Consider the following 12972-nt stretch of genomic DNA (forward strand, 5'->3'; position numbering starts at 1 on the left):
GTCATGTCCACTTCCGTACTGACGCGCTGGGAGCCCGAGAACGCGGCGTTCTGGCAAGACTCCGGCGAGCGCATCGCCTACCGCAACCTGTGGATCTCGATCCCGGCACTGATGCTGGCCTTCGTGGTCTGGATGCTGTGGAGCGTGGTCGCGGTCAACCTTGACCGCGCCGGCTTCCAGTTCACCAAGAACCAGCTGTTCTGGCTGACCGCGCTGCCCGCGTTGTCCGGCGCCACGCTGCGCATCTTCTACTCGTTCCTGGTGCCGGTGTTCGGCGGGCGGCGCTTCACCGCCATCTCCACCGCGCTGCTGCTGATCCCGGCGCTCGGCATGGGCTTCGCGCTGCGCGACCCGTCCACGAGCTATCCCACGCTGCTCGCGCTCGCGCTGCTGTGCGGGCTGGGCGGCGCCAACTTCAGCTCGTCGATGGCCAACATCAGCTTCTTCTTCCCGAAGGAGAAGAAGGGGCTGGCCACCGGCCTGAATGCCGGCATCGGCAACCTGGGCGTGTCGGTGGTGCAGTTCGTCACGCCGCTGGTGGTATCGGTGGCCGTGTTCGGTACGCTCGGCGGCGAGGCCCAGCAATACCAGGCCGGCGGCGCCACGCAAAGCCTGTGGCTGCAGAACGCCGGCTTCATCTGGGTGCCGTTCATCGTGGTGTCGTCGCTGGCGGCGTGGTTCGGCATGCATGACATCGCCGACGCCAAGGCGTCCTTCGCCGACCAGGCCATCATCTTCAAGCGCAAGCACAACTGGCTGATGTGCTGGCTGTACGTGGGCACGTTCGGTTCGTTCATCGGCTTCTCGGCCGGCCTGGCGCTGCTGACCAAGTCGCAGTTCCCCGGCGTGAACCCGACCGCCTATGCCTTCCTCGGGCCGCTGGTCGGAGCCCTGACGCGCCCTGTCGGCGGCTGGATCTCTGACAAGCTCGGTGGCGCGCGCGTCACGCTGTGGACCTTCGTCGGCATGATTGTCGCCGTGCTCGCCGTGCTGGCCGCGCTGCCGCACGACGGCGTGGCGGGCAGCTTCCCGGCCTTCCTCGCGGCCTTCGTCGCGCTGTTCGCGCTGACCGGCATCGGCAACGGCTCCACGTTCCGCATGATTCCCGTGATTTTCCTCACGGAGCGCCAGCGTGCTGCCGCCGGCAAGGGCGGCGCCGCGCAGAAGCAAGCGCTGCAGGAGGCCGGCAAGGAATCGGCCGCCGTGCTCGGCTTCTCCGGCGCAATCGGCGCCTATGGCGGCTTCTTCATCCCCAAGAGCTTCGGCACCTCGCTGGAACTGACCGGGTCGGCTGACGCCGCGCTGTACTGCTTCATTGCCTTCTACGTGAGCTGCGTGCTGGTGACCTGGTGGTGCTACGCACGCCGCAATGCGGCCATGCCCTGCTGATGTCCTGCCAGCCGGCCTAGTTCGACCGAACTAGGCCGGCCCCCGCCGACTAGCCCGAACGCACTGCGCAGCCTGTTCCACCAGCGAATTGGCGCGCACATACCTCCCCCCATAAGCTACGAGTGTCCCTGCAACGGCCGCATGCCGCCAGCAGCAAGCATTCGCGGAGAACAAAAGATGAGTCACTTTCTGGATCGACTGAAGTTCATGTCGCGCGTCAAGTCCACGTACTCGGACGGGCACGGCGCGGTGGTGAACGAAGACCGCAAGTGGGAAGACGGCTACCGCAGCCGCTGGCAGCACGACAAGATCGTGCGCTCCACACACGGCGTGAACTGCACGGGCTCGTGCTCGTGGAAGGTGTATGTGAAGAACGGCCTGATCACCTGGGAAACCCAGCAGACCGACTACCCGCGCACTCGCCCAGACCTGCCCAACCATGAGCCGCGCGGCTGCCCGCGCGGCGCCTCGTACAGCTGGTACGTCTACTCGGCCCAGCGTGTGAAGTACCCGATGATCCGCGGCCGCCTGATGGAAATGTGGCGCGAGGCCCGCAAGACCATGGACCCGATCGCCGCGTGGGAATCGATCAGCCAGGACCCCGAAAAGGCGAAGCACTACAAGAGCGTGCGCGGCCAGGGCGGCTTCGTGCGCGCCGACTGGAACACCGCGACGGAGATGATCGCGGCCGCCAACGCCTTTACCGTCAAGAAGTTCGGCCCGGACCGCGTGGTTGGCTTCTCGCCGATTCCCGCGATGTCGATGGTGTCCTACGCCGCCGGCGCGCGCTACCTGAGCCTGCTCGGCGGTGCCTGCCTGTCGTTCTACGACTGGTACTGCGACCTGCCGCCGGCCAGCCCACAGGTGTGGGGCGAGCAGACCGACGTGCCCGAGTCCGCCGACTGGTACAACTCCACCTACCTGATGGTGTGGGGCTCCAACGTGCCTCAGACGCGCACGCCGGACGCCCACTTCTACACCGAGGTGCGCTACAAGGGCACCAAGACTGTGGCGGTGTCTTCGGACTTCGGCGAAATGGTCAAGTTCGGCGACATCTGGCTGGCCCCGAAGCAAGGCACCGATGCCGCGCTGGCCATGGCCATGGGCCACGTCGTGCTCAAGGAATTCCACGTCAGCCGCAAGTCCGCCTACTTCCGCGACTACATCAAGCAGTACACCGACATGCCGATGCTGGTGCTGCTGCGCGACAACGGCGGCACGCTGGTGCCCGACCACTTCCTGCGCGCCTCGCACCTTGCCGACAACCTCGGCGAAGCCAATCATCCGGACTGGAAGACCCTGCTGGTCGACGACACGACCGGCGACATCGTCGCGCCCAACGGCTCCATCGGCTTCCGCTGGGGCGAGGCCGCTCACAACGGCGGCGAGAAGGTCGGCCGCTGGAACCTGGAGATGAAGGACGGCGGCAGTGGCCGCAATATCGATCCGCGCCTGTCGCTGCTGGGCAGCCACGATGAAGTGGCCGAAGTCGGCTTCGCCTACTTCGGGGGCGAGCATGACGCGCTGCTGCGCCGCCGCGTGCCGGCCCGCCGCGTGACGCTGGCCGACGGCACCACCGCGCTGGTCGCCACGGTGTATGACCTGCAGCTTGCCAACTATGGTGTCGACCAGGGCCTGGGAGGCCCGAACGTGGCCGCGTCCTATGACGACGACGTGCCCTACACGCCCGCCTGGCAGGAGAAGCACACCTCGGTGCCGCGGAAGCTCGTCATCCAGGTGGCGCGCGAGTTCGCCGACAACGCTGACCGCACGCAGGGCAAGAGCATGGTCATCGTCGGCGCGGCGCTGAACCACTGGTACCACAACGACATGATCTACCGCGGCATCATCAACCTGCTGATGATGTGCGGCTGCATCGGCAAGAGCGGCGGCGGCTGGGCCCACTACGTCGGCCAGGAAAAGCTGCGCCCGCAGTTCGGCTGGGCACCGCTCGCCTTCGGGCTCGACTGGTCGCGCCCGCCGCGCCATATGAACGGCACCTCGTTCTTCTACAACCACACCAGCCAGTGGCGCCACGAGAAGCTTGGCGTCGACGAGATCCTGTCGCCGACCGCCGACAGGAACAAGTACGGCAAGATGTCCCTGCTGGACCTGAACGCCAAGTCCGAACGCATGGGCTGGCTGCCGTCGGCACCGCAGCTCGGCTCGAACCCGCTCGACGTGGTCGATGCGGCCGAGCGCGCCGGCAAGGATCCCGTCGCGTACACGGTGGAGCAGCTGAAGTCCGGAAACCTGGAGTTCGCCTGCGACGACCCCGACAACCCCGCCAACTTCCCGCGCAATATGTTCGTATGGCGCTCGAACATCCTGGGCAGCTCGGGCAAGGGCCACGAATACTTCCTGAAGTACCTGCTCGGCACGCAGAACGCCGTGTTCGGCGACGAGGACGACGCGATCAAGCCGAGCGAAGTGAAGGTGCGCCCGGCCGCCGAAGGCAAGCTCGATCTGCTGACGGTGCTCGATTTCCGCATGAGCACCACCTGCCTGTACGGCGACATCGTGCTGCCTACCGCGACCTGGTACGAGAAGGACGACCTCAACACGTCCGACATGCACCCGTTCATCCACCCGCTGTCCGAAGCCGTGCAGCCGCTGTGGGAAAGCAAGACCGACTGGGAGATCTACAAGGCCATCGCGAAGAAGTTCAGCGAGATCGCCGGCCCGTACCTCGGCACGCGCAAGGATCTCGTCTGCACGCCGCTGCTGCATGACACCCCGGGCGAACTCGGCCAGCCGTTCGAGCCGAAGGACTGGAAGCACGGCGAGTGCGACCTGATCCCCGGCAAGACCGCGCCGTCGATGACGGTGGTCGAGCGCAACTACGCCGACATCTACAAGAAGTTCACCTCGATCGGCCCGCTGCTGGACAAGATGGGTAACGGCGGCAAGGGCATCAACTGGGACACGAAGCACGAGGTCAAGGAAATCGGCAACCTGAGCAAGACCGTGACCGAGCATGGCGTGAGCCACGGCCGGCCGAAGCTCGAAACCGCGATCGACGCCGCAGAGATGATCCTGACCTTCGCGCCCGAGACCAACGGCCATGTCGCCGTGAAGGCCTGGGACGCGCTGTCGAAGATCACCGGCCGCGACCACACGCACCTGGCCGAAGGCCGCGAGCACGACAAGATCCGCTTCCGCGACGTGCAGGCGCAGCCACGCAAGATCATCTCCGCGCCGACGTGGTCGGGGCTGGAGTCGGAAGAAGTCAGCTACAACGCCGGCTACACCAACGTGCACGAGCTGATTCCATGGCGCACGCTCACCGGCCGCCAGCAGTTCTGGCAGGACCACCGCTGGATGCTGGACTTCGGCGAAGGCTCATGCGTGTACAAGCCGGCCATCGACACCAAGACGGTCAGCCCGATGCTCGGCAAGAAGCCGAACGGCAACCCCGAGCTGGTGCTGAACTGGATCACGCCGCACCAGAAGTGGGGCATCCACTCCACGTACTCGGACAACCTGCGCATGCTGACGCTGTCGCGCGGCGGGCCGCACGTGTGGATCTCGGAGGTCGAGGCCAAGGCCAACGGCATCCGCGACAACGACTGGGTGGAAGTGTTCAACGTCAACGGCACGCTGACCGCCCGCGTGGTGGTGTCGCAGCGCGTTCCGCAGGGTATGTGCCTGATGTACCACGCCCAGGAAAAGATCGTGAACGTGCCGGGTGCCGAGACCAGCCGCATGCGCGGCGGCATCCATAACTCGGTCACGCGTGCGGTGACCAAGCCCACGCACATGATCGGCGGCTACGCGCAGCTGGCCTACGGCTTCAACTACTACGGCACCGTGGGCAGCAACCGCGACGAGTTCGTGATCCTGCGCAAGATGAAAAAGGTCGACTGGCTGGAAGGGCCGCTCGTGGAAAAGACTGCGAATTTGAGTGAGAAGGAAGGAGCCTGAGAATGAAGATCCGCGCCCAGGTGGCCATGGTGCTGAACCTCGACAAGTGCATCGGCTGCCATACCTGCTCCGTCACCTGCAAGAACGTGTGGACCAGCCGTGATGGCATCGAATACGCCTGGTTCAACAATGTCGAAACCAAGCCCGGCATCGGCTACCCCAAGGAATGGGAGAACCAGGACAAGTGGCAAGGCGGCTGGAAGCGCAATGCCGACGGCAGCCTGGAACCGCGCCAGGGCGGCAAGCTGAAGATCCTGGCGAACCTGTTCGCCAACCCGAACCTGCCGCAAATCGACGACTACTACGAGCCGTTCACCTACGACTACGAACACCTGCAGAAGGCGCCGCTCGTGCAGACCCCGCCGACCGCGCGTCCGGTGTCCGTGCTGACCGGCCGCAAGATGGAAAAGATCGAATGGGGTCCGAACTGGGAAGACGACCTCGGCGGCGAATTCAGCTCGCGTGGCCGCGACAAGCTGTTCGACGACGTGCAGAAGGAGATGTACTCGACCTTCGAGAACACCTTCATGATGTACCTGCCGCGCCTGTGCGAGCACTGCCTGAACCCGGCCTGCGTGGCGTCGTGCCCGTCCGGCTCGATCTACAAGCGCGAGGACGACGGCATCGTGCTGGTCGACCAGGACAAGTGCCGCGGCTGGCGCATGTGCATCTCGGGCTGCCCGTACAAGAAGATCTACTTCAACTGGCAGAGCGGCAAGGCGGAGAAGTGCCTGTTCTGCTATCCGCGCATCGAGGCCGGCCAGCCCACGGTGTGCTCGGAAACCTGCGTCGGCCGCATCCGCTATCTGGGCGTGATGCTCTATGACGCCGACCGCATCGAGGCGGCGGCATCGGTAGCCGACGAGCGCGACCTGTACCAGTCGCAGCTCGACGTGTTCCTGGACCCGCACGACCCGGCCGTGCAGGCCGAGGCACGCCGCCAGGGCATTCCACAGAGCTGGCTCGATGCCGCGCGCAAGTCGCCGGTCTACAAGATGGCGTGCGAATGGAAGGTCGCCTTCCCGCTGCACCCCGAGTACCGCACGCTGCCGATGGTCTGGTACATCCCGCCGCTGTCGCCGATCCAGTCCGCCGCCGAGGCGGGCCACATGGGCATGAACGGCGTGATCCCCGACGTGAAGAGCCTGCGCATCCCCGTGAAGTACCTGGCCAACCTGCTGACCGCGGGCGACGTGATGCCGGTGCTCTCCGCGCTCGACCGCATGCTGGCAATGCGCGCGTACAAGCGCTCACAGGTCGTGGACGGCATGCAGGACCTGGCCGTGCTGGAGCAGGTCGGGCTGACGCCGGCGCAAGTGGAAGACATGTACCAGACCATGGCCATCGCCAACTATGAAGACCGCTTCGTCATCCCGTCGTCGCATAAGGAAATGGTCGAGGACAGCTTCAGCGACAAGGCCAGCTGCGGCTTCACCTTCGGCAATGGCTGCTCCGGCGGCACGTCCGAAGGCACGCTGTTCGGCAAGAAGCCGAAGCCGGCCATTGCCTACGCCGCCCTGCCGCGTTCGCGCAAGGCATTTGCCGGCTGACCAGACAGGAGAACCCCAATGCCCCTCTACCCAGTCCTCAGTGCCCTGCTCTGCTACCCGGACGAGGCCCTGCTCGAAAGCCTGCCCGAGATCGACACGGCCCTGGCCGAATGGCCGCAGGCGCGCGTCATGCTCGCGCCGCTGATGCACCTGCTGCGCGACGAAACACTGATCGCGCTGCAGGAAAACTACGTCGCCACGTTCGACCGCAACCCGGCGCATTCGCTGCACCTGTTCGAGCACGTCCACGGCGAAAGCCGCGACCGCGGCCAGGCCATGGTCGACCTGATCGAGGAATACCGGCGCGACGGCTTCGAGCCGACGGCGGCCGAGCTGCCTGATTACGTGCCCCTGTTCCTCGAATACCTGGGCGCGCTCGTCGCCGACGACAAGGACGCACGCGCCGAGCAGCTGCTTGGCGATGCCATCCATGTGCTGGCCGCCGTCGGCGACCGGCTCGCGCGCAACGAGAGCCCGTATGCCGGCATCTTCTCGGTGCTGCGCACGCTGACCGACGTGCAGCCCGAACCCCAGCAGGAGCCGCCTGTACGCGACATGGACGAAGCGCTGGAAACCTTCGGCCCCGGCGCGGACGGCGTCGAGCCGCTGCTCGGGCCCGCTACCGGCGCACACGCCGTGAAGTTCTACCCGCGTGGCACCGCGCAGCGCGCGCCGGTGGCATCCGTCTGCTGAGAACGCCAAGGTGACGACCATGAACCTGATCCATCAATTCCTCTTCGGCATCTACCCGTATATCGCGCTGGCCATCTTCCTGTTCGGCAGCCTGGCCCGCTTCGAGCGCGAACAATACACCTGGAAGACCGACAGCTCCCAGGTGCTATACCGCGGCAACCTGCGCACCGGCAACATCCTGTTCCACGTCGGCGTCCTGGGCTTGTTCTTCGGCCACCTGGTCGGTCTGCTCACGCCGGTGGCGGTATGGGACACGCTGGGTGTGTCGCACGGCCTCAAGCAGGCCGTGGCGATGACCGCCGGCGGCGTGATGGGCAGCATGTGCCTGGCCGGCCTGCTGATCCTGCTGCACCGCCGCCTGACCAACGCACGCGTCTCGGCCGTGACCCGCACCGGCGACAAGGTGCTGCTGCTGTGGCTGCTCGCCACCCTGCTGCTCGGGCTGTCCACCATCTTCGAATCCGCCGGCCATATGGACGGCCACATGATGGTGCTGCTGATGACGTGGGCGCAGCACATCGTCACGCTGCGCGGCGATGCCGCGAGCTTCGTGGCCGATGCCCCGCTGCTGTTCAAGGCGCACCTGTTCATGGGAATGTCGCTGTTCGTGATCTTCCCGTTCACGCGGCTGGTCCACGTGTGGAGCGGCTTCGCCTCGGTGGGCTACATCGGCCGCGCCTGGCAACTTGTGCGCAGCCGCTGAGCCGCGCGCATCGAAACCGGAGAACACCATGCCCGTCACCGTCAATGGCGTAGAGCTCACCGACGACGATATCGAACGCGAAATGGACCACCACCGCGACGCGCGCAACCCCGCGCAGATGGCGACGGTATCCGCCATCCTGCGCCGCCTGATGCGCACCGAGGCCGAGCGCCTCGGCATCGCCCGCGGCGACATGGACGACGAAGCCCTGGCGCAAGCCCTGCTCATGCAGGAAGCGCCGGTGCCCGACCCCGACGAAAGCAGCTGCCGCCGCCACTACGACAGCCGCCCCGACCGCTTCCGCGAAGGCGAATGGGTCGAGGTCGAACACATCCTGTTCCAGGTCACGCCGCGCGTGCCGCTCGACGCGCTGCGCGAGATCGCGCAACAGACCCTCGCGCTGATCAAGGGAGATCCGTCGACCTTTGCCGACCACGCGCGCGCCTTGTCCAACTGCCCGAGCGGCGCCGGCGGCGGCCGCCTTGGCCGCGTGTTCCGCGGCGAGACCGCGCCGGAATTCGAGCGTGCGGTCTTCTCCACGCAGGTGCAAGGCGTACTGCCGCAACTCGTCGAGACGCGCTTCGGGCTGCATATCGTCCGCGTGCTCGACCGCTGCGACGGCACCCGCCTGCCTTTCGATGTCGTGCGCGCGGACATCGCGCGTGCGCTGTCGGACGCAGCGCGCGACCGCGCGTGGAAGCAGTACGCCAGCCTGCTGATCGGCCGGGCCAGCATTACCGGCATCGAGCTCGAAGGCGCCGACAGCCCGCTGGTCCAGTAGCGCCGCCATTCCCGGGAGCCCGCTGGCATGCACGAGATCGAACGGCTGCTGAAAGGCTTCGAACGCTTCCAGCAGTATTACTTCGAGGACAAGCCCGAGCTGTTCGACACGCTGCGCGACGGGCAACGTCCGCCGACACTGCTGATCGGCTGCAGCGATTCACGCGTCGACCCGGCCCTGCTGCTTGGGTGCGACCCCGGCGAGCTGTTCACCGTGCGCAATATCGGCAACCTGGTGCCGCCGTGCACGGGCAGCCAGGAAGGCAGCCTGCATGGGGTCTCCGCTGCGATCCAGTTTGCAGTCGAACAGCTGCGCGTGGCACGCATCATCGTGATGGGCCATGCCGGATGCGGCGGCATCCGCGCCTTGCTGGCGCAGCCGGCCGATGCCGGGCACGACGACGCGCCGGCCGGCAAGGACTTCATCGGCCCGTGGGTGCGTATTGCCAGCCCGGCGCGCAGGCACGTCGACGAGACCCTGGCTGGCGCCAGCGCCGCACAACGCCAGCGCGCGTGCGAGCAGGCGGCCATCCTGGTGTCATTGCGCAACCTCGAAACATTTCCCTTCGTGCGGCGCGAGCTGGAACGCGGCCAGCTCACGCTGCATGGCTGGTACTTTGACCTGGAGGCCGGCGCCCTGCTCGCGTACTCGCAGCGGGCTGACGGCTTCCTGCCACTCGTATGCCCGCTCGGGCGCGAAAACTCATCCGCGAAGAACTGAGGATCATGCAAGGATTCGTCATCGGCATTGCCGGCTCATCGGGCAGCGGCAAGACCACGCTCATCACCGCCATGCTGCCCTGGTTCCGTTCACATGGCCTGAGCGTCAACGTGGTCAAGCACAGCCACCACCCGCTCGAACTGGAGCCACCCACCAAGGACAGCGCGCGCTTTCGGGCGGCCGGCGCCAACGAGGTCATGGTGGCTTCTCCTTACCGCTATGCCATCGTGCGCGAGCTGCATGGCGAGCAGGAACCAACGCTGGCGGAGCAGCTTGCGCGCCTGTCGCCAGCCGACCTGACGCTGGTGGAAGGCTTCCGCGGCGATGCGATACCGCGTATCGAGGTCTTCCGTCCCGCGCATGGCCGCGAGCCCTACTATCCCCGCGATCCATCCATCATTGCGCTCGCCACCGATGCTCGCGCGGATTCCACGCTGCCTTGCCTGCCGCTGAATGATCCAACGGCGGTAGTGCTGTTCATCCTGGCGCTGCGCGCAAGCCGCGGCGTCCGCCGGGAGCCGCGCCGGGCGGCGCAGCTTGCCAGCGCCACCGCCTGACGCCGCTACCCTTCCGACTTCACCATGTCCGACTCCACACCGGCCAGCCTGCCGCTGGTCTATGCCTGCTCGGGTTGCTCCAGTGTCGCGCAGCTCGCCAATACCTTCGCCATCCACCTGGACCGCAGCGGCCGTGCGGAGATGTCCTGTATCAGCGGCGTGGGGGGCGGCGTGCCCGCGCTGACACGCGTGGCGCGCTCCGGCCGGCCGATCCTCGCCTTGGACGGCTGCCCGCTTGCGTGCGTGAAGGCTTGCCTTGCCGGCGTTGATGTCGTGCCCGACCGGCATCTCGTACTGAACCGGCTTGGCGCAACCAAGCGGCAGCATGGCGATTGCACCGAAGCCGAAGAGGCCGCCACGTGGGAGATTGTCCAGCAAGCGCTCGCGGAAATTTCTGCCGCGAAATAGTGAACAGGTTGCTGCACGACGCAACGATAGCGACCACAGTCACGACAGCAACCACGACGGCAGTATGGCTATCTCCCGCAGCGGTCCGCCTCGTTGACGGCAGTCAACCCGGCACCACGCAATCTTCACGATGATCTCCCTGATAGCCGGTGCAGCAACCTGCACGACAAATGCCGGCACAACAGCTTTCCCCAACCGCTGAAGAGCAGCACTATGAAAGCGAAATCCTGGAGGTTCACTGCGCTTGCGGCCTTGCCGCTTTCCCTCTGGCTGAGCCAGGCCAGCGCGGACACAACGGCAGCAGCGCCTGCCACACCGCCGACAGCGTCGGCACCCACCCTGACACCCGCTGAATTCGACCATGCCCGGCAGATCTACTTCGAGCGCTGCGCCGGCTGCCACGGCGTGCTGCGCAAGGGCGCAACCGGCAAGCCGCTCACGCCGGACATCACGCGGGCCCGTGGCAGCGAATACCTGAAGACCTTCATCAAGTACGGCAGCCCCGCCGGCATGCCGAACTGGGGCACGTCGGGCGACCTGTCCGACAGCGAGGTCGACCTGATGGCCCGCTATATCCAGCTCGATCCGCCGACGCCGCCGGAGTTCTCCCTGGCGGACATCGAGAAGAGCCGCAAGGACATCGTGCCCGTGGCCAAGCGCCCCACGCGCAAGATGAACCAGTACAACCTGGACAACCTGTTCTCCGTCACGCTGCGCGATGCCGGCGAGGTGGCGCTGATCGACGGCGACAGCAAAAAGATCATCAACATCGTGAAGACGGGCTACGCGGTGCACATCTCGCGCATGTCCGCTTCGGGCCGCTACCTGTACGTGATCGGCCGCGATGCGCGCCTTGACCTGATCGACCTGTGGCTGCCCAAGCCCGACATCGTCGCCGAGGTGAAGATCGGCCTTGAAGCCCGTTCGGTGGAAACCTCGAAGTACAAGGGCTACGAGGACAAGTACGCCGTGGCGGGCTCCTACTGGCCGCCGCAGTACGTGATCATGGAAGGCGACACGCTCAAGCCGCTCAAGGTCGTGTCGACGCGCGGCATGACGGTGGACAACGAGTACCACCCCGAGCCGCGCGTGGCGTCCATCGTCGCAAGCCACTTCCATCCCGAGTTCGTGATCAACGCCAAGGAAACCGGCAAGATCATGATGGTCAACTACGCCGACCTCGGCAACCTCAAGACCACCACGATCGACTCCGCCAAGTTCCTGCATGACGGTGGCTTCGACGCGACGGGGCGGTACTTCCTGGTGGCTGCCAATGCGTCGAACAAGATCGCGGTGGTCGACACGAAAGAGGACAAGCTCGCCGCGCTGATCGACGTGGGCAAGACGCCTCACCCGGGCCGCGGCGCCAACTTCGTGCATCCGAAGTTCGGGCCGGTCTGGGCCACGAGCCACCTCGGCGACGAGACCATCAGCCTGATTGGCACCGACCCCGTGGGCCACAAGGCGCAGGCATGGAAAGTCGTGCAGACGGTCAAGGGCCAGGGTGGTGGTTCACTCTTCATCAAGACGCACCCGAAGTCGTCCAACCTGTGGGTCGATACGCCGCTGAACCCCGACGCCAAGCTCAACCAGTCGGTGGCCGTGTTCGATACGCGCAACCTCGACGCGGGCTTCCAGGTGCTGCCGGTTGCCGAGTGGGCCAACCTGAAGGGCGACGGCGCCAAGCGCGTGGTGCAGGCCGAATACAACAAGGCCGGCGACGAAGTCTGGTTCTCCATATGGGGCACCAAGGACGGCGAGTCGGCGCTGGTGGTGGTCGACGACAAGACGCGCAAGCTCAAGACCGTCATCAAGGACCCGCGCCTGATCACGCCTACCGGCAAGTTCAACGCGTACAACACGCAGCACGACATCTACTGATCGCGCGTGCGGCGCGCAGGGCATGCCTTGCGCGCCGCCACGCTACCGGAGCCAAGAGATGCAATCCATCCGAATCCTCATCGCAGCAGCCGCTTGTGCGCTGCTGCCTGCTGCGGCATATGCCAGTCCCGACCTCGCCGCCAGCAAGGCCTGCATGGCCTGCCACAGCGTCGACAAGAAGCTCGTCGGGCCAGCCTTCAAGGACGTCGCCGCGAAGTACAAGGGCAGCAAGGACGCAGCCGCCCAGCTTGCCAGTTCGATCCTCAAGGGCAGCAGCGGCAAGTGGGGGCCCGTCCCCATGCCGGCCAACCGTGTCACCGACGCCGAAGCGGACACGCTCGCCAAATGGGTGCTGACGCTGTAACC

At 66.0% G+C, this 12972-nt stretch carries 11 protein-coding genes; all 11 read left to right on the plus strand.

The genetic code is table 11. The features are described 5' to 3' along the window. The first annotated feature begins 3 nt into the window (after window positions 1–3). The 11 genes from LDO29_RS06280 (at window position 4) to LDO29_RS06330 (ending at window position 12970) form a co-directional block, all read left to right on the plus strand. Window positions 4–1389 (plus strand): NarK family nitrate/nitrite MFS transporter, encoded by a 1386-nt coding sequence (locus LDO29_RS06280; RefSeq protein WP_224078915.1) that lies wholly within the window; start codon window positions 4–6, stop codon window positions 1387–1389. A gap of 177 nt (window positions 1390–1566) precedes the next feature. Further along, a complete protein-coding gene (locus LDO29_RS06285; RefSeq protein WP_224078916.1) occupies window positions 1567–5313 on the plus strand; it encodes a nitrate reductase subunit alpha in 3747 nt (1248 codons plus the stop codon). 2 nt (window positions 5314–5315) lie between these two features. Next, a complete protein-coding gene (gene narH / locus LDO29_RS06290) occupies window positions 5316–6863 on the plus strand; it encodes a nitrate reductase subunit beta (protein ID WP_224078917.1) in 1548 nt (515 codons plus the stop codon). 18 nt (window positions 6864–6881) lie between these two features. Then, entirely contained in the window at window positions 6882–7556 is a 675-nt protein-coding gene (narJ, locus tag LDO29_RS06295; RefSeq protein ID WP_224078918.1) for a nitrate reductase molybdenum cofactor assembly chaperone, read from the plus strand. Between the two features lie 19 nt (window positions 7557–7575). Then, complete coding sequence (gene narI, locus LDO29_RS06300; RefSeq protein WP_224078919.1) at window positions 7576–8259, plus strand: respiratory nitrate reductase subunit gamma; 684 nt, start codon at window positions 7576–7578, stop codon at window positions 8257–8259. Window positions 8260–8287: 28 nt separating this feature from the next. Further along, window positions 8288–9040, plus strand: a complete 753-nt coding sequence (locus LDO29_RS06305) for a peptidylprolyl isomerase (protein ID WP_224078920.1) — start codon at window positions 8288–8290, stop codon at window positions 9038–9040. Between the two features lie 27 nt (window positions 9041–9067). After that, window positions 9068–9760 (plus strand): carbonic anhydrase, encoded by a 693-nt coding sequence (locus tag LDO29_RS06310; protein WP_224078921.1) that lies wholly within the window; start codon window positions 9068–9070, stop codon window positions 9758–9760. A 5-nt stretch (window positions 9761–9765) separates the two neighbouring features. Next, on the plus strand, window positions 9766–10317 hold the full coding sequence (mobB, locus tag LDO29_RS06315) for a molybdopterin-guanine dinucleotide biosynthesis protein B (RefSeq protein WP_224078922.1): 552 nt from the start codon (window positions 9766–9768) through the stop codon (window positions 10315–10317). Window positions 10318–10341: 24 nt separating this feature from the next. Beyond that, entirely contained in the window at window positions 10342–10725 is a 384-nt protein-coding gene (locus tag LDO29_RS06320) for a putative zinc-binding protein (RefSeq protein WP_224078923.1), read from the plus strand. Between the two features lie 213 nt (window positions 10726–10938). Continuing rightward, window positions 10939–12606 carry a nitrite reductase gene (locus LDO29_RS06325; RefSeq protein WP_224078924.1) on the plus strand — a complete coding sequence of 556 codons (1668 nt, stop codon included), beginning with the start codon at window positions 10939–10941 and terminating at the stop codon, window positions 12604–12606. A gap of 58 nt (window positions 12607–12664) precedes the next feature. Then, a complete protein-coding gene (locus LDO29_RS06330) occupies window positions 12665–12970 on the plus strand; it encodes a c-type cytochrome (protein ID WP_224078925.1) in 306 nt (101 codons plus the stop codon). Window positions 12971–12972: the final 2 nt, after the last annotated feature.

Origin of the sequence: Cupriavidus laharis, assembly GCF_914271435.1 — a bacterium.
GTDB lineage: Bacteria > Pseudomonadota > Gammaproteobacteria > Burkholderiales > Burkholderiaceae > Cupriavidus > Cupriavidus laharis.